Consider the following 26,979-nt stretch of genomic DNA (forward strand, 5'->3'; position numbering starts at 1 on the left):
TTTCCCCTTCAAGACGAAACCAAAAAGGAGGCGCTGTCATGCAACACCGTTCGCTATTGTCATTCTTCGCAGGCCTGGCCTTTGCCGCCGGAACGTCGTTTTTTGCTGCCCAGACGGCCGAAGCAGCCGACAAGACGCTGACCATCTACACCTATGAAAGCTTCACCGCCGACTGGGGGCCGGGCGCCAAGGTCAAGGCCGCTTTCGAGAAGACCTGCGGCTGCACGGTCAATTATGTCGCCGTCACCGATGGCGTGGCGCTTCTCTCCCGCCTGAAGCTGGAAGGGACGGGCACCAAGGCCGATGTCGTTCTCGGCCTCGATACCAATCTCATCGATGAAGCGAAGGATACCGGCCTCTTCGATGCCAGCGGCGTCGACACCTCGGCCCTCAAGGTTCCCGGCGGTTTCAAGGACGATGTTTTCGTGCCCTACGACTACGGCCATTTCGCCGTGATCTATGACAGCCAGACGGTCAAGAATCCCCCCAAGAGCATGAAGGATCTCGTCGAAGGCGATCCCAATCAGAAGATCGTCATCGAGGACCCGCGCACCTCGACGCCGGGTCTCGGTCTGCTGCTCTGGGTCAAGTCGATCTACGGCGACAAGGCCGCCGATGCCTGGACAAAGCTCAAGGGCCGCATCCTGACTGTCACCCCCGGCTGGTCGGAAGCCTATGACCTCTTCACAAAGGGCGAAGCGCCGATGGTGCTCTCCTATACGACGTCGCCTGCCTATCATATGATAGAGGACAAGACCGACCGCTATCAGGCAGCCGACTTCTCGGAAGGGCATTACATCCAGATCGAGGTCGCCGGCCTCATCAAGTCCTCGCCGAACAAGGAGCTTGCGCGCGACTTCCTCAAATTCATGATCTCCACGGGCTTCCAGGACATCATCCCGACAAGCAATTGGATGATGCCGGTTTCAGCCACTTCGGAGCCGCTGCCGGACGCCTTCGACAAGCTCGTGGTGCCCTCGAAGACCTTCCTGATGAGCCCCGCCGATGTCGACAAGAACCGCAAGGCCTGGATCGACGAATGGCTGGCCGCCACCAGCGGCAACTGATGCCTTGACGACACTCACGGCACCAGAGCGAAGACGCGCCATTTCCGGCGGGGCAGTCAGCCTCGCCGGCATCGTGCTCTTCGTCGGGATCGCCGTGCTCGTTCTGCTCGCCGCCGGCATCGACTCCGGCGGTACCAATCCCCTGGCAGATCCCTACTTGCTGCGCGTCCTGCGCTTCACTCTGCTGCAGGCGGTACTCTCGACGCTGCTTTCCGTTGTGCTCGCCATTCCGGTCGCGCGCGCATTGGCGCGCCAGCCGCGCTTTCCCGGCCGCCTTTGGCTCATCCGGTTGATGGCCGTGCCGATGGGCCTGCCCGTACTGATCGGCGCGCTCGGCCTGCTCGGCATATGGGGCCGGCAAGGTCTGCTCAATCAGGCCCTCGCAACTCTCGGCCTGTCGCATCCTATCAGCATCTACGGTCTTGCCGGCATCCTACTTGCGCATGTCTTCTTCAACATGCCGCTCGCCAGCAGGCTGATGCTTGCCGGGCTGGAACGTGTTCCTGCGGAATATTGGCTTGTGGCCGGCGGACTCGGCATGCGGTCCGCCTCGGTCTTCCGCTTCATCGAATGGCCCATCCTGCGGGGCCTCATTCCCGGCATCGCCGGGCTGATCTTCATGCTCTGCGCCACTAGCTTCACACTGGTCCTGATCCTCGGCGGCGGTCCGGCTGCGACAACGCTTGAAGTGGCGATCTACCAAGCGCTGCGCTTCGATTTCGATCCCGGCCGCGCCGTCATGCTGTCGCTTCTGCAAATCGTCGTCACTCTCGTCATCCTCGGCGCCATGACATTGTTTCGTGCCCCTGACGATCATGGCCTCACCAGCGGCCGCGCCCCGCGGCGCATCGATGGGCAGGCGCCTGCCCGTCGATGGATCGATGCCGCTGTGTTGTCGGCGGCCACGCTCTTTCTCGGCCTGCCGCTCGCCTCGGTCGTCGTTACCGGCGTTGAGGCGAACCTCTTCAGGCTCGCCGGCCAGCCGATCTTTCTGCAGGCGGCTGCCACCAGCCTGGCGATTGCGCTCGTCGCCGGGCTCCTGGCCGTCCTGACATCCTTTGGGATCATCCGAGCCCGAACGGTGATATCGGCGGATCGCCGCAAGACCTTCGGCCTCCGCGGCCTGGCAATCGTGCTGAGCGGAAGCTCTTCCCTCATCCTGCTGGTCCCACCCATCGTGCTGGCGACCGGCTGGTTTCTGGCACTCCGGCCCTTGGGCGACCCGAGCCGCTTTGCGGCCATTCTGATCGTCGTCATCAACGCGCTGATGGCGCTGCCCTTCGTCATCCGTGTCATCGAGCCAGCCTATGCGGTCCATGTCCGTCGCACCGAACGTCTGGCGGCAAGCCTCGGCCTTCACGGCATTTCCCGCCTTCGCCTCATCGATTGGCCCGGCCTGCGCAAGCCGCTCTTCACGGCACTTTCCTTCGCCATGGCGCTGTCGCTGGGCGATCTTGGCGCGGTTGCCCTCTTCGGCTCGGACAGCCTGATGACCTTGCCCTGGCTGGTCTATAGCAAGCTCGGCAGCTACCGCACCAATGATGCCGATGGATATGCCTTGATCCTTGGCCTGGTATGTCTTCTCCTGACCATTGCCGGCACGGCCGGCCAGGGTGCACGCGATGACGAAAGCAGACGACATGGCTGACGGCCGCGACATGAAGGAACAGGGCATTGCCATGGCCGGTGTCGAGCTGCGCCTCGGCACCCATGATTTCCGCTTCGACTGTGATTTGCCACAGGGCAAGATCATCGCCGTCGCCGGCCCGTCGGGATCAGGAAAATCGACCTTCCTCAATTTGCTAGCCGGCTTCGAACCGCCGGATCGAGGCCGCGTTCTGCTTGCCGGACAGGACGTAACCGGCCTGCATCCCGCTGAACGGCCCGTGTCGCTCGTCTTCCAGGACAACAACCTCTTTGCTCATCTCGACCTCTTCACCAATATCGGTCTCGGCATCAGCCCATCGCTGAGGCTCTCGGCGCAGGACCGGCAAAGGGTTTCGCAAGCCCTGGCGCGCGTCGGCTTGCCCGGCTTCGAGACGCGCAAGCCGGGGACACTCTCCGGCGGCGAACGCCAGCGCGCCGCCTTCGCGCGGGCGCTCGTGCGCGACAAGCCGATCCTTTTGCTCGACGAACCCTTCGCCGCCCTCGATCCCGGCCTGCGCTCCGGCATGGTCGAACTCCTGAAAACCCTGCATCGCGAAACCGGCAATACGGTGCTGATCGTCTCGCATGATCCGGCCGAAGTGCGGCGCCTTGCCGACCACGCCGTCTTCATCGATGGCGGCGCCATCAAGCTCGCCGCTCCCATCGGGACCTTCCTGAAGACGGACGGCATTCCGGCACTGACCACATTTCTGCAACATTGATTGCGTCGCAGCATCTTGCCGCCGGTTTTGCCTTAATTTCGTCGCGGCAAGCGGCTGAAAGTCCTGGGGAATGCTTGCTAAAATACAACGCCGCCACATTTAAACGGAGTCTCGCTATGCAACCGGTGCCAAAATCGGCTACAGCAAGGGGTGGAGACCGTCCGGGTAAATGCGGATCGATGGGGGCGGAAGTAACCTTTGTCGGCGCACGACGATGATCGGCCCGGTAAGGATCAACCGGATTTGGCGCCGAGCCGGCATGACAGCGAAATGAGTAGGATGCAGGTCCTGAAGCAGAGCAAGCGAGCACAACGAAGGATCGATGCGACCGTCGCAGCCCGTTTGCGCCGCTTTGTCCCCGTCCTTACGGCCGCGGCGATGTTGAACGGCTGCCAGACGGTGCTGGATCAATCCTACCAGCCGAGCGTTTCTCCCTCCGCCAATCCGCAGATCGTCTCCGAAGTCCAGAAGAACGACCCGCGCGCGCAGATGGGCGCTCGCGAGCATCCGCGGATCCTCGCAAGCTATGGCGGCGAATATAAGGACGCCAAGACCGAGCGGCTCGTCGCCCGCATCGCCGGCGCCTTGACCAGCGTGTCGGAAAATCCGCAGCAGTCCTACCGCATCACCATTCTCAACTCTCCCTCGATCAACGCCTTCGCGCTGCCGGGCGGCTATCTCTATGTCACGCGCGGCCTGTTGGCGCTCGCCAACGACGCTTCAGAAGTTGCTGCCGTGCTGGCGCATGAAATGGCGCACGTCACCGCCAACCACGGCATCGAAAGGCAGAAGCGCGAGGAGGCCGAAGTCATCGCTAGCCGCGTCGTTTCGGAAGTCCTGTCGAGCGATCTGGCCGGCAAGCAGGCGCTTGCCCGCGGCAAGCTGCGCCTTGCCGCCTTCTCGCGCCAGCAGGAGCTGCAGGCCGACGAGATCGGCATCCGCACGCTCGGCCAAGCCGGCTATGATCCTTATGCCGCCGCTCGCTTCCTGAACGCGATGGAAGACTACAGCCGCTTCATGTCGGCCAATTCCGACGTCGACCAGAGCCTGGACTTCCTTTCGAGCCACCCGAGCACGCCGCAGCGGATCGATCTTGCCAAGGCGCATGCCCGCGAATTCGGCGAGGAAGGCAAGGTCGGCGACATCGGCCGCGATTATTACCTGAACGGCATCGATGGGCTGCTCTATGGCGACAGCCCCGAGGAAGGCTATGTGCGCGGCCAGACCTTCCTGCATGGCGGCCTCGGCATCCGCTTCGACGTGCCGCCCGACTTCCGCATCGACAACAAGGTTGAAGCCGTCATGGCGACTGGCCCGGGCGATATCGCCATCCGTTTCGATGGCGTTGCCGATACCCAAAACCAGAATCTGACGAACTATATTTCCAGCGGCTGGGTCACGGGCCTCGATCCCAATTCGATTCAGTCGATCACCGTTAATGGCATGCCGGCCGCGACAGCGCGCGCCTCCGCCGATCGCTGGGATTTCGATGTCACGGTGATCCGCGATCGCACGCAAATCTTCCGTTTCCTGACGGCAGTGCCGAAAGGAAATATCGCCCAGCTCGATCAGACCGCAAATGTCCTGCGCGCGAGCTTCCGGCATATGACGCCGGAGGAGGCGGCCTCGCTGAAGCCGCTGCGCGTGCGTGTCGTCACCGTCAAGCCTGGCGACACCATCACCACGCTCGCTGCCCGCATGATGGGCACCGATCGCAAGCTCGACCTGTTCAAACTGATCAATGCCCTACCAACCGGGGCGACGATTGCGCCGGGCGATAGGGTCAAAATTATCTCGGAATAGATCGCTCCCAGCCGGGAGAAGATCTGCCTCAGGCGTAGCTTGCCATGCGCGGGTCCGCATCGACAAGCGCATTGCGGAGCTTGTCCAGGGCGCGGCTTTCGATCTGCCGCACGCGCTCCTTGGAAATACCGAGATCGGCCCCGAGTTCTTCCAGCGTTGCGCCATCTTCGACAAGACGACGCGCCCGGATGATCTTCATCTCGCGCTCGTTGAGATGCTTCAGAGCCGATGCCAGCCAGATGCGACGGCGTTCGCCATCGATCATGTCGGAGACCTGCTCGTCGGGAAGCGGTTCGTCGCTGATGAGAAAATCAATGCGTTCGGCGCTTTCGGAATCGCCGGCAATCGAAGGCGCCTGCAGCGAGGTGTCGCTACTGGAAAGGCGCGCATCCATCGTCTGCACGTCGGCGAGGCTGACGCCAAGCGTGACGGCGATTTCCTCGTGGATGGACTGGACGGTGACGCTGGAATTGCTGCGGGCAAGCTTGGCGCGCAAACGGCGCAGATTGAAGAACAGTGCCTTCTGGGCGGAACTCGTGCCGCCGCGTACGATCGACCAATTGCGCAGGATATAGTCCTGGATCGAAGCGCGGATCCACCAGCTTGCATAGGTAGAGAACCGAACCTCCCGTTCCGGTTCGAAGCGGGCTGCCGCTTCCAGCAAGCCGACATAGCCCTCCTGCACTAGATCGCTCATCGGCAATCCGAAATTACGAAATTTCCCCGCCATGGAAATGACGAGGCGCATATGGGCGGTTGCGATCTGATTGCGGGCACCACGATCCTCGTGATCCTTCCAGCGAATAGCGAGATCGTGTTCTTCGTCGCGATCGAGATAGGGAGCAGCCATCGCAACTTTGATCATGCGCCGATCTGCAGACATATTCGTCATATGCATCTCCTAGGTTCGGCCTCAAATCGTCTCTATGCCGCGGTCGACGAAAAGGGCAGCAAGCATCGCTTCCGAACATCGCTGTTCGGATGGAAATCAATGAATGAAATTGCGAATTGGAAACCGATATCCGGCTGGCCGGATTATCGATGACTAGTCTAGTTCGATCTCATCGAACGGGTCTGACGATTGAAGCATCTTCAGATCGCCGGGGAGCTTCGAGTGAAAACGCATAGGCCGGTCCTCGTGAATGTCTACAATACGGCCTGTATGGAACCCCCTCTCCACAGGAGAGTACCCACACCGACCGCCAACACGAGGCTTAAACGCGGCAGAACGGAAAAGGTTCCAAAGAAAAAAACCCGGCACGAAGGCCGGGTTTTTGAAGCAATGGTGGCGTCTTGGCCTTATGCGGCTTCGTCCTGCGAGTCGTCGTCGTCGACGACCTTGCCGCGCTTCGGGCCCTTGTTCAGATTGGTCTCGACAAGGCGAACGGCTTCGGTTTCCGACATCTTGTTGACGGCCGCGATTTCGCGCGCCATGCGATCAAGAGCAGCTTCGTAAAGCTGGCGCTCCGAATAAGATTGCTCCGGCTGGTTCTCGGCACGATAGAGATCGCGAACAACCTCCGCAATCGAGATCAGATCGCCGGAATTGATCTTGGCATCGTATTCCTGCGCGCGGCGCGACCACATGGTGCGCTTTACGCGGGCCTTGCCCTGCACGACCTTCAATGCACGCTCGACGAAATCCGTCTCGGAAAGCTTGCGCATGCCGATGCTCATGGCCTTGGCCACCGGCACCTTCAGGCGCATCTTGTCTTTCTCGAAGTCGATTACGAACAGCTCGAGCTTCATGCCTGCGACTTCTTGTTCTTCGATCGCAGTGATCGTACCGACGCCATGGGCCGGATAAACGATCGCTTCACCAGTCTTGAAGCCGTGGCGTGCTGCTGAAGGTTTTTTCTGCTGGGTCGTCATTCTTTTCAAAAACTCCCTGTTACGCGCCCCGTTAGGGCCGGGGTGCCGGGTCAGTCAGGCCCGGATGAGACGGACGTACCGTCGGGTCACTTCATCCTGGTCCAGCCAGACTTATGCAAACAGAAACCCATCCATCGCGATCCGGGACCCGACAACACAATACGTTGATATGTCAAGGAAACCGCGTACGGATTGGTGATTTGCTTTCGTGATGGTTTTGGGCATGCGAAATGCCGCAGTGGATCAGTATGAGGAACCTATCACAAAAATCTGAGGAAATCAATAATTTGCTGCACGCGCGCCAAAATGGCCACGTTGACCGACCAGCGGCCCAACGGCAATGATTCGCTTTCTGCGATATCGACTACACCTTTATCGCTGGCCTGTCACGACCTTCGATCAGTCGCCCGCGCCGGGGTTGGCCGAGAAATATTTCTCGAATTTACCCTGCTCGCCGTCCATTTCCTTGGCTTCCGGCATCGGGTCGCGCTTGACGGTGATGTTCGGCCAGATGGCGGCGTATTCCGCATTGACCTTCAGCCACTTGTCGAGACCCGGCTCCGTATCGGGCTTGATCGCCTCGGCAGGACATTCCGGCTCGCAGACACCGCAATCGATGCATTCGTCGGGATGGATGACGAGAAAGTTCTCGCCTTCGTAGAAGCAGTCGACGGGGCAGACTTCCACGCAGTCGGTATATTTGCAGCGGATGCAATTGTCGGTCACGACATATGTCATGAAGCACTCCAGGAATGTCTCTAGTTCCCGCGGATGCGCAACCTGGAACGTCGCACCTCTCCGCGGAGCCGAACGGGCACACGAATGCGTCACGCACAAACGCGCCGTCCGGCGGGTTACCGGCAGGTTGATCGTGAGGTATCCACTTTGCCAGCCAATTTCAAGGACAAACAATCTTGAAAACCGCCTGCGACAGGCAGAGTTTTCTAATCGTCGTCGGCGGTGAGGCGGTCGATTGCGCGCCGATCTCGTTTCGTGGGTCTGCCGCTGCCCGGTGCGCGCAACGCCTGCTCGAACGGGGTGAGACGTTTTGTCTCATCCGGCGGCGGCGTCAGATCTTCGTAAAGCAGCCTGGCTTCCTCGAATGGCCCCCTGCGTTCGCCGGGCGCCCGCACGATCAACACAATATCGCGACGCTCCAGCGAGAGCTCGATCCGATCGCCTGCCTTGACGCCGAAGCTCGATTGGGCGATCCGCTCACCATTCACCCTGACACTGCCGTTTTGCACATAGAGCTGGGCCAGCGAACGGGATTTCACCATGCGGGCAAAGAACAGCCATTTGTCGATGCGCTGGCGCGAACCGGAAAATGGCTGTTTCTCGTCCGTCATGGCCTATTTCTTCATCTGCTCCTTGAGGGCAGCGAGCTTGGCGAAAGGAGAATCCGGATCGATCGGCTTTTCCTTGCGCGGCGGCTTGGCTTCGAAGCGCAGCGGCTGCGATGCGCCGCGATTGCTGCGGTCGCCGCGCTCCTGACGATCACCGCGTTCGCCACGGTTGCCCTGATGCTGCGGACGGCCACCTTCGCGATTGCCGCGCGGACCCTTATCGCCGCCACGAGCTTCACGATTGTCGCGTCCGTCGCGACGATCACGACCGCCTTCGCGATTGCCTTCACCAGCGGCTTGCTCGCCGCCGCCGCGGCGATTGCCCTGGTGACCACGGCCCTCGCCCTGCTGGCCGCGACGATCGCCATGGCCACGGCCACCCTGGCGCTGCTGATGGTCATTGCGACCACCCAGACGCCAGAGCAGAACCGGCTTGGTCTCTGCCGCTTCCGCGGCAACGGCACCAGCTTCGGTAGCCTCGGCGGCCTCAATCGCTACGGAAACCGGTTCAGCCGACGCATCCGCAGCCGGAGCTGCTTCCTGGGTAACAGCTTCCGTTTCCTTAGCCGGCTCTTCGGTCGCAGCGTCGGCATCATCATGATCGGCCTTCTCGGCTGCGGCTTCTTCAGCTGGTGCGGCGGGCGTTGCAGCCGCATCTTGCTGAGCGAGGAAGGCCGCAGCCTCCTCCGCCCTCACCGAATCGGCGCGATAACCGAGACCCTTGAGAATTTCCTCCATGTCCTCAAGCGTCGCGCCGAGAATGGAGAGCATCGCGGTCGTCGTCGTGAAGCGACGGCCGTCATAGGCGCCGTCGGGGCGCGAAGCCTGGCCAGGCTTCCACTGCAGGAGCGGACGAATGAGGTCCGCCAAGCGCTCCAGAATGTCGATACGCACCGCGCGCTTGCCGAGGAACCGGAAGCCTGCAAGCTTGTAGAATGTGCGCTCATATCCAGGATCGGTAACGACCGAGGTACGGCCGGCAGCTAGAACCGGAATCAGATCGCCATAGCCGGGCTTGTCCAGGCCATCATTCTTCAGTGCCCAGAGCAACGTAATGAGCTCGGCCGGAGCGGGTTTCAGAAGGGCGGGCACGAAAATATGGTAGGCGCCGAAGCGAACGCCGTAACGGCGCATCGAGGCACGCCCGTCCTGATCCAGCGACTTCACTTCTTCCGTAACGTCGCGGCGGAACAGAACGCCGAGATTCTCCACCAGCTGGAAGGCCAGTCCCTTGGCAAGGCCCTGCAGATCTTCGGCGCGCTGGAGATCGTCCAGCGGCTTCAGGACGGTGCTGATGTGGTGATTCACGAAGCGTTCAATACGAGCAGCGACATGATCGCGCGCATTGCCGGTCAGCTGCTCGTCGGCGAGCAGGATGACGCGCGGACGCATGACATGATCGCTGCCTGACAGGCGCGCGACGGGATCGCCGAGCCAGCGCACGAGGCCATCGGCACTGATCGCGAGATCGCCGTTGCCGGCCGCATGCAGACGTGCGGCACGTGCCTCGAATTCCAGCGCCAGCGCCTTTTGCGAGGCCGTCTGGACAGCCTTGGCATCAGGCCCTTCGGTCCCTGCGATAGGCGTGAACCGGAATCCGGTCAACTGTCCCACATGATGTCCCTCAACGAAGACATCTCCATTCACACTGATTTCAGCTTCCAGCATCGCATTCTCTCTCAGGCGCTTCATGAGCACAGATGTCCTGCGATCAACAAAGCGTTTCGTCAACCTCTCATGTAACGCGTCGGACAATCGATCTTCGATTTCCCGCGTCTTTTCTTGCCAGTGTGTCGGATCGGCAAGCCAGCCGGGCCGGTTCGACACATAGGTCCAAGTCCTTATCTGCGCGATTCGCGCCGAAAGCGTGTCGATCTCGCCGTCCGTCCGATCGGCGCGGTGCACCTGTTCGGCCAGAAAATCCTCTTTCACCGTGCCATAGCGCACGAGATCGGAAAAGAGGGCGGCAATGAGATCGGCGTGCTGGGCAGGCGTGATGCGCCGATAGTCGGGAAGCGCACAGGCCTCCCACAATTTCTCAACCCGAGCCGGGTTGCTGGCAAGATCGACTATCTCCAGATCGCGTGACAGATATTCCAACGCCTGCTGGTCTACCGCAGGCAGCGCCCGCGTCAAGCCCTGCACGCGAGGCGCGTCTTCCAAACTTGCACGCAACGCCGCGATCGAAGCGAAATCCAGATCCTTGCTGCGCCATTGCAGCACCTTGACCATATCGAATTCGTGTCCCTCGATCCGGCGCACCAGCTCGTCATCGAACGGGTCCACCTGCCCCGTCACCCCGAAAGTGCCGTCCTTAAGGTGACGGCCGGCACGACCTGCGATCTGGCCAAGCTCGGCCGGATTGAGGTTGCGGAACTGATAGCCGTCGAACTTGCGGTCCTGGGCGAAGGCGACATGATCGACATCGAGGTTGAGCCCCATGCCGATCGCATCTGTCGCAACCAGATATTCGACATCACCTTCCTGATAGAGGGCCACCTGCGCATTGCGGGTACGTGGACTGAGCGCCCCGAGAACGACGGCCGCGCCACCGCGCTGGCGGCGGATAAGCTCGGCGATTGCATAGACCTCGTCGGCGGAAAAGGCGACGATCGCCGTGCGCTGCGGCAGGCGCGTGATCTTCTTCTGCCCGGCGTAGAAGAGATGCGACAGCCTGGGCCGTTCGAGAACGGTAATTCCTGGCAGAAGCTGTTCGAGAATCGGCCGCATGGTGCCGGCACCAAGCAGCAGGGTTTCATCGCGGCCGCGCAGATGCAGGATACGGTCGGTGAAGATATGCCCGCGCTCTAGGTCACCGGCAAGCTGCACCTCGTCAATGGCGACGAAGGAAGCGCGCGTCTCGCGCGGCATGGCCTCGACGGTGCAGACCGAATAGCGCGCATTGGGTGGCGATATTTTTTCCTCGCCGGTCACGAGCGCGACATTGTGTGCCCCGACCTTTTCGACGACGCGCGTATAGACCTCGCGGGCAAGCAGCCGCAGCGGCAGGCCGATCACGCCGCTGCCGTGTGCCACCATGCGCTCGATAGCATAATGGGTTTTGCCGGTATTGGTTGGTCCGAGCACCGCGGTTACGCCGCGTCCGCTCAGGATCATGGGCTGCGAAGTCTGAGTCATAGGTCCGTGCATGGGCGAGAAACTACCGTCTTCCGATCAGCATGTTCCTCCTGGAGGAAACGAACAGATGACGACCATATGTGACAAAGGCAAGACCCGAATGAAAAAACAGATACGACAACAACCGATTTCATATTTAATCGTCTCAACCGTAAGATACATTTCAGCTGCATCCCATGCGAGTCCCGGCGATTCCGGAACAGCTTGAGAACGAATCGGAGACGAATCGCTGACTCCGCTGCGTTCTTCATTTGTTCACGGCTACATATGGATTTCAATGAAAAGATTCACACCAAATGCTGAATCTTGTTTACGCAGCTTTTCCAAGGCAAAAGGAGTCAAGCGGAGAATGCACAGCCAGCGAAATTTCCCACCGCATTATGGTTAATGATTTGTAAATAATGAAGTTTCGCGTGAATCAAGGGATCGCGTTAACATCCGGGCCAAAGCCGGAACGAATCGGAGACGAATCGCAGATTCCAGGCGGTTCCGTTTCTGTTCTCCACAATATCTGGTGCTTCCCCGGCACGGACATACCGGACTCCGAATGGTTGAGACCTGAATTACAGCCGAATCAGCGATTGTGATTAACCTTTTAACGAGCGCAGCTATAACGAATCAACAAATACATGCAAAAGTTGCAGCCATTAACACATCGATCAAAGCCGGAACGAATCGGTGACGAATCGCGGATAGAGGCAGGTATCGTATTTGTTCACGGCTACATATTGTATTTCGTCGGAACAGCATCGCGAAATAGCACTGCCCTGAATAGACGAGCCTCCCACAAACCTGCCGCAAATTAACCAATCGGCCGGCGAAAGCACCATCTATGCGGTTCACCTGGGCTCCACTTCGCCCTTCCGGCACCTTGATGGCGTACCTGGAGGAGGCTCGCGGTTAGCCCAAGTCCAAATAGAGAACGAATCGCCGACGAATCACAGACACCGGGCCTTTCCCGTTTCGTTCACCACAAGCCATTGTATTTTAATCATATTTTAACCATACAAACGGATCTCCCATCGCTCCGGCGACGGCGATATGACGTTGCCGCACTAACGTTTCCCTAAGAGCCCAGGCCCCCGCCTACTCGCATTTTTATTTCTTAGCCGGAACAATTATCGAGCACGCAAGTTTATCTGCACAGAATTGCGGAACTCAGCCTGTTCCTGGATACGGATTTGAGCTGAAGCGCTGGAAGGATAACGTCGGATCGGAAGCGATATTGGCGGGATATTCAAGCGATCGACATGGAGGAGACACATCATGCTTGGTACGGTATTGCTTGTGATACTGATTCTGCTGCTGATCGGCGCACTACCCAGCTGGGGTTACAGCCGGGCGTGGGGGTATGGCCCATCGGGTGGTCTCGGACTTGTTCTCGTCATTGTCCTTATTCTGTTATTGATGGGACGGATTTGATCCGCGGTTTGTTGTTCAAACCTCGCAACACTAGGGAGCTACACCATGAAGAAGATCATCGTCGCGATCGCCCTCCTCGGCGCATTGGCGTCGTGCACGTCTACGGAAAAAGGCACGGCCATCGGAGCCGGTACCGGCGCGCTGATTGGCGGCGTAGCCACGCATAGCTGGGGTGGCGCCGCTGTCGGCGCAGTCGCTGGCGGTGTGGTCGGCAACCTCATCGGACGCTCGGAAGATCGTCGCGGATATTGCATCTACCGCGATCGGTATGGTCACCGTTACGAAGCTCGCTGCCGCTAAAGCCAGCATCGGCTGACCGATCACCCTTGATGGCCGGCCGGTCAGACCCGCTCTGGAACAAACTCACGGAACAACCGTTCCCTCAGGAAAATCGTCTTCCCGCGACATGAACCGCGGGAAGGTAGCAGTGTTTTGAGAAAGGAACCGCATCATGGCCGCAATCATCGCAAGCATTGCAGCACTGGTGCTCATCGGCACGACTTTCTACGCCCTCGCCAGCGCGGCAAGAGCACGCGGCAAGGAAAAGCAGCAGGTCGCACTTGAAGCCGTCGTTCTAGAATTCAAGCCACGGCAGCGACAGCAAGCAAATTCAAACCGGGGATGATTGCACGCCGGGACTGGGAACTCTTAATCCGCCCCTAGAGCCGGGTGATTTTAGGTCGAGTCGGCCTAAAATCTGAATCCACTCTAGAATCCAAGAAGTGGGCGTGATGTCGTCCGAAAATTCCCTGCCACTTTTCGACTTCCTGCTGCATAAATGGGCCTGAAGCGGCTCAGCCTCCCCCAAGAGTTCCGAACCGCTCCATCTCATTGCATTTACGCAGCTTCGGGTGGGAAAGCCTGTCCTGCGCTTCTTCTGGAATTGCTTATACGAAAAGCTGGCCGCCATTGGCAGATATGGTCGATCCCGTGATGAAACCGGCATCGTCGCTGGCGAGGAAGACCGCGATACGGGCGATTTCCTCAGGCTCGCCGAGGCGCCCAACCGGGATTTGCGGGATGATGCGCTCGTTCAGCACTTTCTCCGGCACCGCCAGCACCATCTCCGTACCAATATAGCCCGGGCAAATCGCGTTCACCGTGATGTTCTTGGCGGCCCCTTCCTGGGCAAGCGCCTTGGTGAAGCCGAGATCGCCGGCCTTGGCGGCGGAATAGTTCGCCTGTCCCATCTGCCCCTTCTGGCCGTTGATGGAAGAGATATTGATGACGCGGCCGAAGCTGCGGTCGCGCATGCCCTGCCAGACCTGATGCGTCATGTTGAAGAGGCCGGTGAGATTAGTGTTGATGACCTCATGCCACTGCTGCGGCGTCATCTTATGGAACATGGCGTCCCGGGTGATGCCGGCATTGTTGACCAGGATATCGACATGGCCGAGATCGTGCTCGACCTTGGCGATTCCCTTGCCACACGCCTCATAGTCGGTGACATCCCATTTGTGGACCGAGATACCCGTCACATCATGGAAAGCCCGGGCCTTCTCGTCATTGCCGGCATAGGTTGCCGCCACCTTGTAACCCGCATTGTGCAGCGCCATCGAAATGGCGGCTCCGATGCCGCGTGTACCGCCGGTTACCAATGCCACTCTGCTCATGTGCCACTCCCCTTTTTGTTGCGGCGGCGGGACGCCCGAAGCTCGGGTAGCCCGCTCCGCTTTCACCACTTCTTCTGGAAATACCCTTCGAGACGCCTCAGAGCATGATTCCGAAAAATTTCCCGCGGTTTTCGGACGACATCATGCTTTAGTTCTTTGATTTTAAAGCGCTTCGAAGCACATGGCGACGCCCATGCCGCCGCCGATGCACAGCGTGGCAAGCCCCTTGCGGGCGCCGCGGCGCTTCATTTCGAACAGCAGCGTATTGAGGACGCGTGCGCCCGAGGCGCCGATCGGGTGGCCGATGGCGATCGCGCCGCCATTGACGTTGACAATCGACGTATCCCAGCCGAGGTCCTTGTTGACGGCGCAGGCCTGGGCGGCAAACGCCTCGTTGGCCTCGACAAGAGCAAGGTCGTTGACCGACCAACCGGCCTTCTCCAACGCCTTGCGGGAGGCCGGGATCGGCCCGGTCCCCATAATCTGCGGGTCGACACCGGCTGTCGCCCAGGAGACGATGCGGGCCAGCGGCTGGATACCGCGGCGCGAGGCTTCCGCCTCGGTCATCAGCACGGCCGCTGCGGCGCCGTCGTTGAGACCGGAAGCATTGCCAGCGGTGACGGAACCCTCCTTGTCGAAGGCCGGGCGCAGCTTCGCCATGGCCTCCATCGTCGCGCCATGGCGGATATACTCATCGGCATCGACCGTGACGTCGCCCTTGCGCGTCTGGATCGTGAAAGGGACGATCTCGTCCTTGAAGCGGCCGGCTTTCTGCGCAGCTTCGGCCTTGTTCTGCGAGGCAACGGCGAACTGATCCTGCTCATCGCGGGAAAGCTGCCATTGGCGGGCGATATTTTCCGCCGTAATGCCCATGTGATAGCCGTAGAAGGCGTCCGTCAGGCCATCCTTGATCATGGTATCGATCATTTTCATGTCGCCCATCTTGGTGCCGGAGCGCAGGTTCGCGGCATGCGGCGCCATCGACATGGATTCCTGGCCGCCGGCGACGATGATCTTCGCGTCACCCGTTGCAATCTGCTGCAGGCCGAGCGCCACGGCACGCAGGCCGGAACCGCAAAGCTGGTTCACGCCCCATGCGGTCGCCTCCTGCGGAATGCCGGCTTTCATCGCGGCCTGGCGGGCAGGGTTTTGTCCTTCGCCAGCCTGAAGTACTTGGCCGAGGATCACTTCGTCGACTTCCTTGGCATCGACACCGGCGCGCTCCAGCGCACCCTTGATCGCGGCCGCGCCAAGTTCATGCGCCGGAACGGTCGCGAAAGCACCGTTGAACGAACCGACAGCGGTGCGGGCAGCGCTGGCGACGACGATGGATGAACTGCTCATGGAAGCCTCCTCACAGAATGGACACGTATATGAGGCGAAACTGTCAAAGCTTTGCTTCTGAGTCAAACAGCAAGAATTTTCATCGAGCAGATTTCACGAAGCTGTCACCGCGTTCAAAAAATCCAATCAAAGGAAAGGCCTTGCCGCATCGCACAAACCGATTGTCACCAAGCTTCTTTTGCGTCTACACTCCGGAGTGGAGGAATTTTCCATACAATCAGACGGGGCCAGGAGACTGATAATGGCAAAAAATGAGGGCCAGATCGTAATTAAGAAATATGCCAATCGCCGCCTATACAATACCGGCACCAGCACCTATGTGACGCTGGACGACCTGGCGGAGATGGTGAAGAAGGGCGAGGAATTCATCGTCCAGGACGCCAAGAGCGGTGAAGATATTACGCATTCGGTCCTGACACAGATCATTTTTGAACAGGAATCGAAGACCGGCAACACGCTACTGCCGATTTCCTTCCTCCGGCAGCTGATCGGCTATTACGGCGACCAGATGCAGATGGTAGTGCCGAGCTTCCTCGAGCATTCGATGCGCGCCTTTACCGAGCAGCAGACGCAAATGCGCGAGCAGATCAATCGCGCATTCGGCGAAACGCCGCTCGGCAAGAATCTTCAACTGCCCATGCAGATGGTCGAGGAACAGGTCCGCCGTAACACCGAGATGTTCCAGCAGGCCATGCAGATGTTCTCACCCTTCATGAAGCCGCCGGCCAAGGAAAGTCGCAAGGCCGAAGCCAAGGACATCGACGAATTGAAGGAACAGCTCCGCGCCATGCAGAACAAGCTAGATAGCCTTTGATGCATGGCAACGCGCTCGTGAATTCTTGGAGAGTTTTACCCCCCTCCGTCACTGACGTGACATCTCCGCCACAAGGAGGGAGATTGGTAACTTGCTGAATCCTCGCGCCTCAAGCGGATATCGAATCCGCGGAACTACAGTTATCGGTTTGGTGAGAGCGGGCAGCATGCTCCCGATAATCTCACCCTTTTTTTGGGGGAGATGTCCCGAAAGGGACAGAGGGGGATATCAGAGCCGCACCATACCGTGAGGCGGCGTTTTTCCCACCCGTATAATCCACTTCAGCACCCCCGATCAAAACCAAAAAGGCCGGCGAACCGCCAGCCTTTTCATCCATGCCATTAAGGCAGCGCTAGATTATGCGCTTTCCTTCGGCGTCAGAACCTGACGGCCGCGATACATGCCGGTCTTCAGGTCGATGTGGTGCGGACGACGCAGTTCGCCGGAGTTCTTGTCTTCGACGTAGGTCGGAGCCTTCAGGGCGTCAGCAGAGCGGCGCATACCGCGCTTGGACGGGCTCGTTTTTCTCTTCGGTACAGCCATTCTCGTTACTCCATGTACGGACGAAACATGTCCACGGCCAGCAAGGCGGCCGAAACAGACATGCATCAATTTCGGAAATTGGGCGGGCTTATACATGGCTTGCCGGGCTTTGACCAGTCCCTAATAGCATTTTTTGCCGGCCGCGCCAGATTCGAGGATATTCGAGGCCGAATCAGTCCTCATCCTCCGGCACGGTCCATGTTTCCTGCAATGCCGCTTCCTCCCATTTTTGCCAGGCAGGCAGCGCCTTCATAACAGCCATATAGTCCCGCGTATCCGCCGCAACCGCAATGTCGTACCGCTCTAAGCGGCTGACAACAGGGGCAAACATGGCATCCGCGCCGGAAAAGCTCCCGAACAGGAAAGGCCCACCTGAAACGGCTCTCGCCTCGCGCCAGATTGTTTCGATGCGCTCCACATCCGTCGTCACCGCATCTGGCAGCTCGCGGCGCGCGATCGGACGGCGCATGTTCATCGGGCAACTGTTACGCAGGGCACTGAAGCCCGAAATCATCTCCATGCTGTAGGATCGCGCCAACGCACGCGCCTGGCGATCCCTCGGCAGAAGTCCGGCATCCGGGAAAAGCTCGGCCGCATATTCAATGATGGCGAAGGATTCCCATACCTTGAAACCACCGTGAACCAGCATCGGCACCTTGCCCGTCGGCGACACCTCACGAATGCGCGGATTTCCACCTGGAAAATCGAAAGGTATCAGCACCTCTTCAAAAGGAATGCCGCACCCTTCAAGAGCAAGCCAAGGTCGAAACGACCAGGACGAATAGTTCTTGTTGCCGATATAGAGAGTGAGCTTGTCCACGATCATTGTTTCCTTTTCAGCGCCGGAATCCGAAGGGAAAGAATTATTTGAAATGATTCAAACCCGCCCTTACGTCACGGCCAAGGATGCCAGATGACGACAAGCCGATCGAACGACAAGTTCTGATATCAGTCATAAAGGCATTTGATATATGCGTCGGCATTGCGTGCGCGGCGCTGGATGAGCGAGGCGAGTTGGCTGAGGCCTCGTCCCGGCTTGCTTGCCACCCGATCGATCGGATTGGGAAGCGAGACGGCAAGAAGCGCCGCCTGACGTGCCGTAAGCTTGGAGGCCGGGACCTTGAAATGATAGCGTGCCGCCGCCTCGATGCCGTAAATGCCCGGTCCCCATTCGGCAACATTCAGATAGATTTCCATCATCCGGCGTTTCGACCACACGGCCGAGGCGGAGACCGCCAAAGGCAATTCCAGCGTCTTGCGCACGAAGGAGCGGCCGTTCCACAAAAACAGGTTCTTCACCGTCTGCATCGGGATCGTGCTGCCGCCGCGGGTGGATTTGCCGCTCAGCGTTTCCTCGACGAGAACCCGCATCTCCCCCCAATCGACGCCGCCGTGAAAGCAGAACTGACCGTCTTCCGAGACCATGACGGATTTCACCAGCACCGGCGCGATTTTCTCCAGCGGGACCCAGCGGCGGTCATATCCCTGAAAGGTGACGGCATCACCTATCATCAGGGTTGAGACAGGATGGATGAACGGCAGCAGGTAGAAGACGATGAAGACATAGGGGAGCAGCAAAAAGCCGATCAGGACGAGGACGATGCGCTGCCAGAACGGACGGTCCCTGAAGCGTGCCAACAGGGAGGAGCGTCGCGGCACCTCGGCTTCCTCCTCCTCACTGTCCGTCGATATGTCCAAATGCCTGACGTCCACGATCGCTCCATCCCGGCACGCCTTGATGTATCCGGGAAACGCTCTGATGCTGCATTCGTCATACCGTCTACGCAAAGCGATGACCAGAGTGCGACGCAATTCCCCCCCTGGCTGTTGACAATTCTCGTTGCCAGCAACCGCCTCTCATGCCAAACAGCGGCCATGGACAGCACCGATACCTCATTCGAACAACGCCTCAAGGTCAATGCCGGTAGGACCGAAGCACTGCTGACCCGGCTGCTGGCCGACACCAGCCTCCATGACGAGATCACCCGCCCCGACAGGCTGCTGAGCGCGATGCGCCACGGCGTACTGAACGGCGGCAAGCGGCTGCGGCCCTTCCTGGTCATGGAATCGGCGGCCCTTCTCGGCGGCGATGCCGAGGCGGCACTGAGGGTCGGTGCCGCACTCGAATGCGTGCACTGCTATTCCCTCGTCCATGACGACCTGCCCGCGATGGACGACGATGATCTGCGACGCGGCCAGCCGACGGTGCATATCGCCTTCGATTACGCGACCGCAATCCTGGCGGGCGACAGCCTGCTGACCTACGCTTTCGACATCATCGCCGCCCCCGAGACGGAGCTGCCGGCGGATCGGAAAATGGCGCTCGTGCTGGCGCTGTCGCGCGCAGCTGGCATCGGCGGCATGGCCGGCGGCCAGGCGCTTGATCTCGCGGCCGAGAAGGAAGCGCCCGACGAAAAGGGTATCACCACGCTGCAGGCGATGAAGACGGGCGCGCTGATCCGCTTTGCCTGCGAGGCCGGCGCCATCATCGCTGGTGCTTCGGCCGAAGACCGCAAGCGCCTGCGGATCTTCGGTGAAAAGATCGGCCTTGCCTTCCAGCTCGCAGACGATCTTCTCGACCTCACCGCCGATGCCGTCACCATGGGCAAGGCAACCGGCAAGGATGCCGCCCGTGGCAAGGGCACGCTGGTCGCTCTACACGGGCAGGAATGGGCCGAAACGACGCTCGCGAGGCTGGTGAAGGAAGCGGCTGACCTGCTGTCTGGCTATGGCGACAAGGCAGGCATCCTGACGGAAACCGCCCGCTTCATCGCGAACCGCAAGAGCTGATTCCGAAATACCGTCAATTGTGTTGCATGAGGGTGAGCCAGCCGCTCGGCAGCGGCTAACGGCCCATGGCCACGTTCAGCCATGGCCATTCATTCAGCCTTGAAATGTCACCATCACAAGAATCCATAACTGCGCCGGGTGATTTCGGCCGCAATCTATGACACAGTCCCGTTCCGTATTAGCCTTTAGACGCTGAATTCTCCGCGACGGCCGACATCCCCGGGAAATCTTCCATGCACGAAACCCTTGCCTATCTTCCGCAGATCCTGCCGGCCTATATCGCCTACATCATTGCCGTCGTTAGCCCTGGCCCCGCCATCATGGCCATCATCGGCACCTCGATGACCCATGGCCGCAAAGCCGGCATGACGATTTCGCTCGGGATTTTCGGGGGATCAATGACCTGGGCGATTGCCGCAGCGGCAGGCCTTGCGACGCTACTGCAAACCTATGCGATGGCGCTGGAAGTTCTGAAGATCTTCGGTGGCATCTATCTGCTCTATCTCGCTTACAAGGCATTCCGTGCCGTACGCGCCCATGGCGAGCTGCAAACAGCCAAGATGGAACAGAAGGCGCCTAGCTTCAAATCGCTGATCCTGCGTGGCTACGGCATCCACGTGACCAATCCCAAGGCGATCTTCGCATGGCTCGCCATCATCGCGCTCGGCATGCCGCAGGGCGCGCCCGCTTCCGTAGCGGTGCTGATCATCGTCGTCTGCGGCACGACGGGTTTTCTGGCGTTTATGGGCTATGCGATCCTATTTTCGACATCGCATGCGCTCAAAGTATATCGCAATGCCCGCCGCTGGATCGAGGGCGCCATGGCCGGCTTCTATTGCTTTGCCGGCATCAAGCTGCTGACGAGCAATATCTAATCAGCCTCGGCTTTAAGCGGCGGATCACTCCGCCGCGACGTTCTTCCGACCGAATCGCTTTTCGATATAGTCGGTCACCAGTGCCTCGAAGTCCGAGGCGATGTTCGGGCCGCGCAGGGTCATGGCCTTTTGACCATCGATGAACACCGGCGCGGCCGGCGTCTCGCCGGTTCCGGGCAGCGAAATGCCGATGTCGGCATGCTTGCTTTCGCCCGGACCGTTGACGATGCAGCCCATGACAGCGACGTTCAGAGCTTCCACGCCCGGATATTTCTCGCGCCAGACCGGCATGTTCTTGCGGATATCGTTCTGGATGTTCTGCGCCAGTTCCTGGAAGACCGTCGACGTCGTTCGGCCGCAGCCGGGACATGCCGCAACCACGGGGATGAACTGACGGAAGCCCATGACCTGCAGCAGTTCCTGCGCCACCTGCACTTCACGGGTACGGTCGCCATTCGGTTCCGGCGTCAGCGAAACGCGGATCGTGTCGCCGATGCCATGCTGCAGCACATAGCCCATGGCGGCGGACGAGGCGACGATGCCCTTCGAGCCCATGCCGGCCTCGGTGAGCCCGAGATGCAGCGCATGGTCGGAACGCTCCGACAGCATGGAGTAGACGGCGATGAGATCCTGTACCTGACTGACCTTGGCCGAGAGGATGATGCGGTTGCGCGGGAGGCCGATATCTTCCGCGAGACTCGCCGAAATCAGCGCAGACTGTACGATGGTCTCGCGCGTCACTTGCCGGGCCGAGAGCGGCGAACCTTCCGCCGCATTCTTGTCCATCAGCGCGGTCAGAAGATCCTGATCGAGCGAGCCCCAATTGACGCCGATGCGCACCGGCTTGTCGTAGCGGATCGCCATCTCGATGATTTCGGCGAACTGCTTGTCCTTCTTGTCCTTGAAGCCGACATTGCCGGGATTGATGCGATATTTCGCCAGCGCCTCGGCGCAAGCCGGATGATCGGCGAGCAGCTTGTGGCCGATATAATGGAAATCGCCGATCAGCGGCACGTCCATGCCGAGGCTCAGCAGCCGCTCGCGGATCTTCGGCACGGCGGCAGCGCTTTCATCGCGATCGACGGTGATGCGCACGAGTTCCGAGCCGGCTTTGTAGAGGGCGGCGACCTGGGCGACGGTCGAATCGATATCTGCCGTGTCGGTATTGGTCATGGACTGCACGACGACGGGGGCACCGCCGCCAACGATCACGCCGCCGACATCGACGGCAACGGAGGAACGGCGCGGTTTCGGATCGAAATCGGTGGCGGACGACATGGAAAGCTCTCGCAGGCCTCGAAAATGGGTATCTTTCAGGTGGATCACGCAGCGGTCGTTGTCAACCGCCACGACAATCTCTTTTGATCGGACTGACCTCAACCGTTACCGGGCAAAAGCGACGAAATTAGTGCTTGGCGCCCCCGATGCCGTCGGCGTAGCGCGCCAGCGATGACAATGCCAGCACCACAAGCAGCAGCACCGGTAGCGCCATCAGGACTGGCGAGAAGCCGACATGCTCGGCGGCAAAGCCTATCGCCGACGGCGCAACCAGCATACCGGAATAGCCGAGCGTCGTGACGACCGAAATGGCGATGCCCGGCTGCAGGCCCGGAATATTGCCGGCAGCCGAAAAGGCGATCGGCACCATGTTGGAAATGCCGATGCCGCAGAGCGCAAAGCCGAGAATGGCGATTTCCGCGTTCGGCGCCAGCGCCGCCGCCAGCATGCCAACGATGGCGAAGACCGTGCAGACCCGCAGCGTCCTGACGGCCCCTAGCCAATCGCGGACGAAATCGCCGGCAAAACGCATGGTCGCCATGGTGGCGGAGAAAGCGGCGTAGCCGAAGCCGGAGAGCGCCACTGAGGCGCCCTTTTCCTGGCTGAGATAGAGCGCGCTCCAATCCAGAACCGCGCCTTCCGGTACCATGCAGAAGAGCGCGACGATGCCGAGCAGCCAGGGCAGCGGGATCATCGGCAGCTTTGCCTTCGGCTTGGCCTCATCATGATGCGGTTGATCGCCAAGCACCATAGGCCAGGCAATGGCGAGGAAAAGCACGGCGATCGCAGTCGAGGCTTCGGCATGGCCGAGAATGCCCCAGCGCGAAATCAGCAGCCCGCCGATCGCCGCGCCCAAAAGGCCGCCCAGGCTCCAGAAGGCATGGCAGGAGGACATGATCGCCCGGCGCATGGATTTTTCGACCGAGACGGCATTGGCATTCATGGCCACATCCATGGCGCCGATGAAACCGCCGAAGAGAAAAAGCGCGATCGCCGCCGTCCAGACATTCGGCGCCAGCGTCAGCGCCAGGATCATCGGCAGCAGCAGCACAGCAAAGGCCTGCACGACGACGCGCGAGCCGCGCACGGCGATCTGCGCGCCGGCGAGCGGCATCATGACGAGGGAGCCGACGCCGAAGATGAGGATCATCAGGCCGAGCTCGAATTTCGTCAGTTGCAGCCGCTCGGCGAATTCGGGAATTTTCGGTGCCCAGCATCCGACCATGAAGCCGTTCATGAGAAACACCAGCGACACCGCAGCACGCGATTTGGTGAAAAACGGGCTCCTACGCTCCTTCAAGCCCTCCATTCTCGTCCCGTTGTCCATGAAAATTCCTCCAAATTTGCGCCGCAGTCTATTTAAATCGATTGAAATCTCAACGATCGAAAAAGTCGAAGCGGTCACATTTCATCTCCGTCTGTTAAAGCGGAGGCAAAGACACCACAACCCGAATAAATCATTCACATGTGCACGCCATCGACAAAATGTTCTATTGACGCCGAAAAAGTAGGCTCCTATCGGTTGAGACCTGAAAGATTCTTCGGTCGGCCCAAGCCGGGTCATCCTCTGGTGCATCCCCGTGAAAAACTCCATCGGCTATGGCATCCTGCTTACGGTGTTTGCCTACATGCTGTTCACCGCCCACGATTCGGCGGTGAAGCTGCTCGTCGCCTCCATTCCCGTCTGGCAGGTCCTGTTCATCCGAAGCTGCACCATTCTTGCCGGCTGCTTCGTCTTCGAAGGGCCTTCGCTCGTCCATAAGGTGGCGCGCTCGCCGATCATCAAGCCGATGATCGTGCGCAGCATCATCATCCTGATCGCCTGGATTTCCTATTATTCGGCGGCGTCCTATCTGCAGCTCGCCGAGGTAACGACGCTCTACTACGCCGCTCCGATCGTCGGCACGATTCTGGCAACCATCGTGCTGCGCGAAAAGGTCACCTTCGCCCGCTGGATGGCGGTCGGCGTCGGCTTTTGCGGCGTGGTGATCGCCTCCAATCCCGTGGGGCTGTCGATTTCCTGGCCGGTCTATCTGGCGCTGCAGGCCGCCGTCCTCTGGGCATGCGGCATGGTGCTCCTACGCAAGACGGCGCTGCACGAGAAGAGCCATATCCAGATGGCCGTCTCCAACATCATGTTCATCATCCTGACCGCCGGCATGGCGATCATCCACTGGCACACGCCGACGCCGCTCCAGATCGTCCTGCTCGCCTTGACCGGCATCATCGCCGGCGCCGGTCAGCTCGCCCTCTTCGAAGGCATGCGCCAGGCACCCGTCTCGGTGCTGGCACCGTTCGAATACACCTCCCTCGTCTGGGCCTTCCTGCTCGGCTACCTCATCTGGGGCGACATCCCCGGCGCCAACACCTTCATCGGCGCTATCCTAATCCTCAGCGCCGGCTTCATCATCATTATCAGCGAACGAATGAAGCGTCGAACGGCCGCGGCTTGATGGTCGCCGACCCGCAGCGAGACGCTGGGTTTTACCCCACCGGAGCGACAGTCGGCTCGATGGGTTTCGGCCGCCGCATCAGAAGAGCCTGCATCGGCCGCTCGAAGAACTTAAGAAGCACCACCGAGATCCCGATCGTGCAAAGCGTGACCAGCGTCAAAATTCCCGTCACAACGGCCAGGGAGAGGTGCTTGCCCAGCAATTTAACCGGAAGCTGAAACGTGTAGGGATGAACGAGATAGAGCGAGTAGGACGCATCTCCCAGCAGAACCAGAATGGCCCAAAGTTTCCCGGACGGCAGCCGCATGAGCAGGAAGCCCGAGACGAAGAGGACCGCAAAGAGACTTGAGGCAAAGAGACTGGGGCCGGCGAGTGTCACGATGAAGAAGTAAGCCACGCATGCCAGGAGAACGAGCACAAAGGCGGCGACATTCGATCCGCTCCTGATGGCGCTGTAAGCCGAATATGCCTTGTGAAGCATCATGCCGAGAACGAATTCGATCAATATCGGATTTGTATAGAAACGCCATTCGATAGATCCCGCGGGCCAAATCGCATGCAGCGCGATCAGGAAGAAGATGGCTGCGGAGGCGAACCAGCTTGCCCTGGCGCCAAAGATCAGGCAGGCGCCGTAGATCAGGTAGAAAAACACCTCGTAACAAAGCGTCCAGCCCAGGAAAAGGATCGGTTGTACGGCGCCCCCGCTTTTCTGATAAGGGATGAAAAGTAGAGATTTGATGACCGTGTCGACGGTCACCACAGTCGAATTGAGCAGGTTGGGCTTCACGAGCGCGATCAAGACGATCACCAGCGTCAGCAACCAATAAAGCGGAACTATTCTCGCAACGCGCTTGCGTGCGAAATAGACAAGCCCGCGTCCCGGATCGGAGGAATAACTGATGATGAAGCCGCTCAGAACGAAGAAAATGTCGACGCCGGCCGCACCCATGTCGAAATAATTGCGATCGACTTGGTACTCGAGCACGAGAGTGCGTCCGAAATGAAAGAGAACAACGGAGAAGGCGGCCACAAACCGGAGAAACTGGAGGGAGTCCAGCTGTTTCGAGTTTGACCGCGGAATGGAAAGCACCTGCTCGTTAACCATGACGGCCTCGATCCGCTTTGATTGCTTGTTCCAACACATCCGCCATCGCCGCCTGGGTGCTGCGGCTTGGATGCCAGTTGCATCCAAAATCCTTCGGTTTAACGCGTAAATTCAGATATCGGAGGCGGCTTTCGCCTTTCGCGACGCTCGTCTGGACGACGGCCTTGATTGCTTTCTCGGCCGTATCGAAATCCTTCTGAGGCATCATCGGCCCGAGCGCGGCATAGAAATACGCTTTTGGAAATTGATATCTGAGCTTGGAGAGAAGCTTGGCATATTCCCCGCCGAAATCGTCGGGATTCTTGCCGTCCGAAAAATCGTTCGTCCCCAGATTGATGACGACCGTGGAAACGCGCTCGTCAGGAAGACCGGGCGCACCGCTTCTCAACAGCGTCCCATTGTCGATGACGTCAAGCATGGTTTTCGTGCCCTTGCGAGCACGCGAAAGGCCGATTCCCGAAACCGCGAGCGTCGTAAGCTCCATCCCAAGGCTACGCGCGGCGAGAGCGGCATATGTCAGATATTGATTTTCAGTTCCGGGAGTGAATTTGCATCCAGGACCGACACCCTCGACGCCGTAGCCTGCAGTGATGGAGTCTCCTATTGCCACCATCTCTTCGGTCGATGCCTCCGCTGGAAGGAACGACCCGTCGGTTTCGGCCGAAACGAATGTGGTATCGCCAATCCATCCTTCGGTACGGCGCGTCGCGCGAACGCTATGGACGCCTCGCTGCAAACCATCGGCAAGCTGATATCGGTGTTGCCCCGTCTGCAGATCAAGGCGCTGGGGAACACCGTCCAATTCGATCTCCAGGCTGTTTTGTCCGGTATCAACGAGGGTAGCCGAGAGCGAAGTGCCTTCGAAACGCAGCGCAAAACCGCTGCCGGGCCAGCCAAAAGCCGCATCGCTGGCCGCAACGCGGCCGACCCATTTCGACGGCCGCTCGATCATTTCCGCCGCAAAGGTCGGCATGAATACAGACACGCTCAGAAGAATTGACGCAGCCACGACGTGAAGCTCACGAACCGGCCAAGGCCGCCAGCGCGCAATGATGGGCAATTCGTCACCTCTTCGGGCTGTGTCAGATCAATTCCTGCACTGCAATTCCTAATAGAAACGCATTTTGATTGCCGCCCGCGTCTTCCG

At 59.7% G+C, this 26,979-nt stretch carries 25 protein-coding genes; 11 read left to right on the forward strand and 14 right to left on the reverse strand.

The genetic code is table 11. From position 1 onward, the window contains the following. Window positions 1-38 precede the first annotated feature (38 nt). The 4 genes from thiB to AC13QY_RS20360 all read left to right on the forward strand — a co-directional run bounded on the left by thiB (window position 39) and on the right by AC13QY_RS20360 (window position 5,239). Window positions 39-1,067: a thiamine ABC transporter substrate binding subunit gene (thiB, locus tag AC13QY_RS20345; RefSeq protein ID WP_113421228.1), complete on the forward strand. Its 1,029-nt coding sequence runs from the start codon at window positions 39-41 to the stop codon at window positions 1,065-1,067. Then, a complete protein-coding gene (gene thiP / locus AC13QY_RS20350; RefSeq protein WP_488493887.1) occupies window positions 1,006-2,715 on the forward strand; it encodes a thiamine/thiamine pyrophosphate ABC transporter permease ThiP in 1,710 nt (569 codons plus the stop codon). Before thiB ends, thiP begins: the two co-directional genes overlap by 62 nt. After that, window positions 2,708-3,436, forward strand: coding sequence for a thiamine ABC transporter ATP-binding protein (locus AC13QY_RS20355; protein ID WP_113421230.1), 729 nt, complete (start codon window positions 2,708-2,710; stop codon window positions 3,434-3,436). Before thiP ends, AC13QY_RS20355 begins: the two co-directional genes overlap by 8 nt. 378 nt (window positions 3,437-3,814) lie before the next feature. Next, complete coding sequence (locus AC13QY_RS20360) at window positions 3,815-5,239, forward strand: M48 family metalloprotease (RefSeq protein ID WP_246661196.1); 1,425 nt, start codon at window positions 3,815-3,817, stop codon at window positions 5,237-5,239. A 28-nt stretch (window positions 5,240-5,267) separates the two neighbouring features. On the opposite strand, the gene AC13QY_RS20365 is transcribed toward AC13QY_RS20360, so the two are convergent. The 5 genes from AC13QY_RS20365 to AC13QY_RS20385 all read right to left on the reverse strand — a co-directional run bounded on the left by AC13QY_RS20365 (window position 5,268) and on the right by AC13QY_RS20385 (window position 11,595). Further along, on the reverse strand, window positions 5,268-6,131 hold the full coding sequence (locus tag AC13QY_RS20365) for an RNA polymerase factor sigma-32 (RefSeq protein ID WP_113352721.1): 864 nt from the start codon (window positions 6,129-6,131) through the stop codon (window positions 5,268-5,270). A gap of 407 nt (window positions 6,132-6,538) precedes the next feature. Continuing rightward, complete coding sequence (locus AC13QY_RS20370; RefSeq protein WP_069611538.1) at window positions 6,539-7,111, reverse strand: CarD family transcriptional regulator; 573 nt, start codon at window positions 7,109-7,111, stop codon at window positions 6,539-6,541. A gap of 399 nt (window positions 7,112-7,510) precedes the next feature. Beyond that, window positions 7,511-7,849, reverse strand: a complete 339-nt coding sequence (gene fdxA, locus AC13QY_RS20375; protein ID WP_069611537.1) for a ferredoxin FdxA — start codon at window positions 7,847-7,849, stop codon at window positions 7,511-7,513. 206 nt (window positions 7,850-8,055) lie between these two features. Further along, window positions 8,056-8,460, reverse strand: a complete 405-nt coding sequence (locus AC13QY_RS20380; RefSeq protein WP_488493888.1) for an RNA-binding S4 domain-containing protein — start codon at window positions 8,458-8,460, stop codon at window positions 8,056-8,058. Window positions 8,461-8,463: 3 nt separating this feature from the next. After that, a complete protein-coding gene (locus AC13QY_RS20385; protein ID WP_488493889.1) occupies window positions 8,464-11,595 on the reverse strand; it encodes a helicase-related protein in 3,132 nt (1,043 codons plus the stop codon). A gap of 1,266 nt (window positions 11,596-12,861) precedes the next feature. On the opposite strand from AC13QY_RS20385, the gene AC13QY_RS20390 reads away from it, so the two are divergent. The 3 genes from AC13QY_RS20390 to AC13QY_RS20400 all read left to right on the forward strand — a co-directional run bounded on the left by AC13QY_RS20390 (window position 12,862) and on the right by AC13QY_RS20400 (window position 13,642). Next, complete coding sequence (locus AC13QY_RS20390; protein ID WP_075853478.1) at window positions 12,862-13,017, forward strand: DUF3309 family protein; 156 nt, start codon at window positions 12,862-12,864, stop codon at window positions 13,015-13,017. 45 nt (window positions 13,018-13,062) lie between these two features. Beyond that, window positions 13,063-13,317: a YMGG-like glycine zipper-containing protein gene (locus tag AC13QY_RS20395; protein WP_488493890.1), complete on the forward strand. Its 255-nt coding sequence runs from the start codon at window positions 13,063-13,065 to the stop codon at window positions 13,315-13,317. Between the two features lie 151 nt (window positions 13,318-13,468). Then, window positions 13,469-13,642, forward strand: a complete 174-nt coding sequence (locus AC13QY_RS20400) for a hypothetical protein (protein ID WP_176727992.1) — start codon at window positions 13,469-13,471, stop codon at window positions 13,640-13,642. A 262-nt stretch (window positions 13,643-13,904) separates the two neighbouring features. Here the strand turns inward: AC13QY_RS20400 and phbB are convergent, their stop codons facing one another. After that, the gene (phbB, locus tag AC13QY_RS20405; protein WP_069611533.1) at window positions 13,905-14,630 is read right to left on the reverse strand and encodes a beta-ketoacyl-ACP reductase; all 726 of its coding nucleotides are present in this window, start codon (window positions 14,628-14,630) and stop codon (window positions 13,905-13,907) included. Between the two features lie 162 nt (window positions 14,631-14,792). Beyond that, window positions 14,793-15,974 (reverse strand): acetyl-CoA C-acetyltransferase, encoded by a 1,182-nt coding sequence (locus tag AC13QY_RS20410; protein ID WP_488493891.1) that lies wholly within the window; start codon window positions 15,972-15,974, stop codon window positions 14,793-14,795. 241 nt (window positions 15,975-16,215) lie between these two features. Between AC13QY_RS20410 and phaR the strand changes: the two genes are divergently transcribed. After that, window positions 16,216-16,788 carry a polyhydroxyalkanoate synthesis repressor PhaR gene (gene phaR / locus AC13QY_RS20415; RefSeq protein ID WP_069611531.1) on the forward strand — a complete coding sequence of 191 codons (573 nt, stop codon included), beginning with the start codon at window positions 16,216-16,218 and terminating at the stop codon, window positions 16,786-16,788. Between the two features lie 357 nt (window positions 16,789-17,145). On the opposite strand, the gene rpmF is transcribed toward phaR, so the two are convergent. The 3 genes from rpmF to mtgA form a co-directional block, all read right to left on the reverse strand. Next, window positions 17,146-17,331: a 50S ribosomal protein L32 gene (gene rpmF / locus AC13QY_RS20420; protein ID WP_003543812.1), complete on the reverse strand. Its 186-nt coding sequence runs from the start codon at window positions 17,329-17,331 to the stop codon at window positions 17,146-17,148. A gap of 172 nt (window positions 17,332-17,503) precedes the next feature. After that, window positions 17,504-18,151: a glutathione S-transferase family protein gene (locus AC13QY_RS20425; protein WP_113352896.1), complete on the reverse strand. Its 648-nt coding sequence runs from the start codon at window positions 18,149-18,151 to the stop codon at window positions 17,504-17,506. Window positions 18,152-18,279: 128 nt separating this feature from the next. Then, the gene (gene mtgA / locus AC13QY_RS20430; RefSeq protein ID WP_162748824.1) at window positions 18,280-19,029 is read right to left on the reverse strand and encodes a monofunctional biosynthetic peptidoglycan transglycosylase; all 750 of its coding nucleotides are present in this window, start codon (window positions 19,027-19,029) and stop codon (window positions 18,280-18,282) included. Between the two features lie 177 nt (window positions 19,030-19,206). Between mtgA and AC13QY_RS20435 the strand changes: the two genes are divergently transcribed. Both AC13QY_RS20435 and AC13QY_RS20440 read left to right on the forward strand, forming a co-directional pair. Continuing rightward, on the forward strand, window positions 19,207-20,121 hold the full coding sequence (locus AC13QY_RS20435; RefSeq protein WP_113352727.1) for a polyprenyl synthetase family protein: 915 nt from the start codon (window positions 19,207-19,209) through the stop codon (window positions 20,119-20,121). A gap of 233 nt (window positions 20,122-20,354) precedes the next feature. Next, window positions 20,355-20,996 (forward strand): LysE family translocator, encoded by a 642-nt coding sequence (locus AC13QY_RS20440; protein WP_113352728.1) that lies wholly within the window; start codon window positions 20,355-20,357, stop codon window positions 20,994-20,996. A gap of 24 nt (window positions 20,997-21,020) precedes the next feature. On the opposite strand, the gene ispG is transcribed toward AC13QY_RS20440, so the two are convergent. Beyond that, on the reverse strand, window positions 21,021-22,274 hold the full coding sequence (ispG, locus tag AC13QY_RS20445) for a flavodoxin-dependent (E)-4-hydroxy-3-methylbut-2-enyl-diphosphate synthase (protein WP_152094488.1): 1,254 nt from the start codon (window positions 22,272-22,274) through the stop codon (window positions 21,021-21,023). Window positions 22,275-22,401: 127 nt separating this feature from the next. Then, entirely contained in the window at window positions 22,402-23,601 is a 1,200-nt protein-coding gene (locus tag AC13QY_RS20450; RefSeq protein ID WP_488493892.1) for an MFS transporter, read from the reverse strand. Between the two features lie 253 nt (window positions 23,602-23,854). On the opposite strand from AC13QY_RS20450, the gene AC13QY_RS20455 reads away from it, so the two are divergent. Continuing rightward, window positions 23,855-24,727 carry a DMT family transporter gene (locus tag AC13QY_RS20455; protein ID WP_113331445.1) on the forward strand — a complete coding sequence of 291 codons (873 nt, stop codon included), beginning with the start codon at window positions 23,855-23,857 and terminating at the stop codon, window positions 24,725-24,727. 31 nt (window positions 24,728-24,758) lie between these two features. On the opposite strand, the gene AC13QY_RS20460 is transcribed toward AC13QY_RS20455, so the two are convergent. Beyond that, window positions 24,759-25,871 (reverse strand): acyltransferase family protein, encoded by a 1,113-nt coding sequence (locus AC13QY_RS20460; protein ID WP_488493893.1) that lies wholly within the window; start codon window positions 25,869-25,871, stop codon window positions 24,759-24,761. Beyond that, window positions 25,825-26,892, reverse strand: coding sequence for an SGNH/GDSL hydrolase family protein (locus tag AC13QY_RS20465; RefSeq protein WP_488493894.1), 1,068 nt, complete (start codon window positions 26,890-26,892; stop codon window positions 25,825-25,827). Before AC13QY_RS20465 ends, AC13QY_RS20460 begins: the two co-directional genes overlap by 47 nt. Between the last annotated feature and the right edge of the window lie 87 nt (window positions 26,893-26,979).

The sequence above is a fragment of the Martinezella sp. CNPSo 3795 genome (assembly GCF_057784475.1).

Excerpts from the sequence above, each read along its gene's own strand:
- AC13QY_RS20460 (WP_488493893.1), bottom strand. The coding sequence starts at position 25,871 with ATGTGTTGGAACAAGCAATCAAAGCGGATCGAGGCCGTCATGGTTAAC.
- AC13QY_RS20450 (WP_488493892.1), bottom strand. The coding sequence starts at position 23,601 with ATGGACAACGGGACGAGAATGGAGGGCTTGAAGGAGCGTAGGAGCCCG.
- AC13QY_RS20385 (WP_488493889.1), bottom strand. The coding sequence starts at position 11,595 with ATGACTCAGACTTCGCAGCCCATGATCCTGAGCGGACGCGGCGTAACC.
- AC13QY_RS20355 (WP_113421230.1), top strand. The coding sequence starts at position 2,708 with ATGGCTGACGGCCGCGACATGAAGGAACAGGGCATTGCCATGGCCGGT.
- AC13QY_RS20400 (WP_176727992.1), top strand. The coding sequence starts at position 13,469 with ATGGCCGCAATCATCGCAAGCATTGCAGCACTGGTGCTCATCGGCACG.
- AC13QY_RS20360 (WP_246661196.1), top strand. The coding sequence starts at position 3,815 with ATGTTGAACGGCTGCCAGACGGTGCTGGATCAATCCTACCAGCCGAGC.
- thiP (WP_488493887.1), top strand. The coding sequence starts at position 1,006 with ATGTCGACAAGAACCGCAAGGCCTGGATCGACGAATGGCTGGCCGCCA.
- AC13QY_RS20435 (WP_113352727.1), top strand. The coding sequence starts at position 19,207 with ATGGACAGCACCGATACCTCATTCGAACAACGCCTCAAGGTCAATGCC.
- thiB (WP_113421228.1), top strand. The coding sequence starts at position 39 with ATGCAACACCGTTCGCTATTGTCATTCTTCGCAGGCCTGGCCTTTGCC.
- AC13QY_RS20410 (WP_488493891.1), bottom strand. The coding sequence starts at position 15,974 with ATGAGCAGTTCATCCATCGTCGTCGCCAGCGCTGCCCGCACCGCTGTC.
- AC13QY_RS20440 (WP_113352728.1), top strand. The coding sequence starts at position 20,355 with ATGCACGAAACCCTTGCCTATCTTCCGCAGATCCTGCCGGCCTATATC.
- AC13QY_RS20395 (WP_488493890.1), top strand. The coding sequence starts at position 13,063 with ATGAAGAAGATCATCGTCGCGATCGCCCTCCTCGGCGCATTGGCGTCG.
- AC13QY_RS20390 (WP_075853478.1), top strand. The coding sequence starts at position 12,862 with ATGCTTGGTACGGTATTGCTTGTGATACTGATTCTGCTGCTGATCGGC.
- AC13QY_RS20365 (WP_113352721.1), bottom strand. The coding sequence starts at position 6,131 with ATGACGAATATGTCTGCAGATCGGCGCATGATCAAAGTTGCGATGGCT.
- rpmF (WP_003543812.1), bottom strand. The coding sequence starts at position 17,331 with ATGGCTGTACCGAAGAGAAAAACGAGCCCGTCCAAGCGCGGTATGCGC.
- phaR (WP_069611531.1), top strand. The coding sequence starts at position 16,216 with ATGGCAAAAAATGAGGGCCAGATCGTAATTAAGAAATATGCCAATCGC.
- AC13QY_RS20370 (WP_069611538.1), bottom strand. The coding sequence starts at position 7,111 with ATGACGACCCAGCAGAAAAAACCTTCAGCAGCACGCCACGGCTTCAAG.
- fdxA (WP_069611537.1), bottom strand. The coding sequence starts at position 7,849 with ATGACATATGTCGTGACCGACAATTGCATCCGCTGCAAATATACCGAC.
- phbB (WP_069611533.1), bottom strand. The coding sequence starts at position 14,630 with ATGAGCAGAGTGGCATTGGTAACCGGCGGTACACGCGGCATCGGAGCC.
- ispG (WP_152094488.1), bottom strand. The coding sequence starts at position 22,274 with ATGTCGTCCGCCACCGATTTCGATCCGAAACCGCGCCGTTCCTCCGTT.
- AC13QY_RS20380 (WP_488493888.1), bottom strand. The coding sequence starts at position 8,460 with ATGACGGACGAGAAACAGCCATTTTCCGGTTCGCGCCAGCGCATCGAC.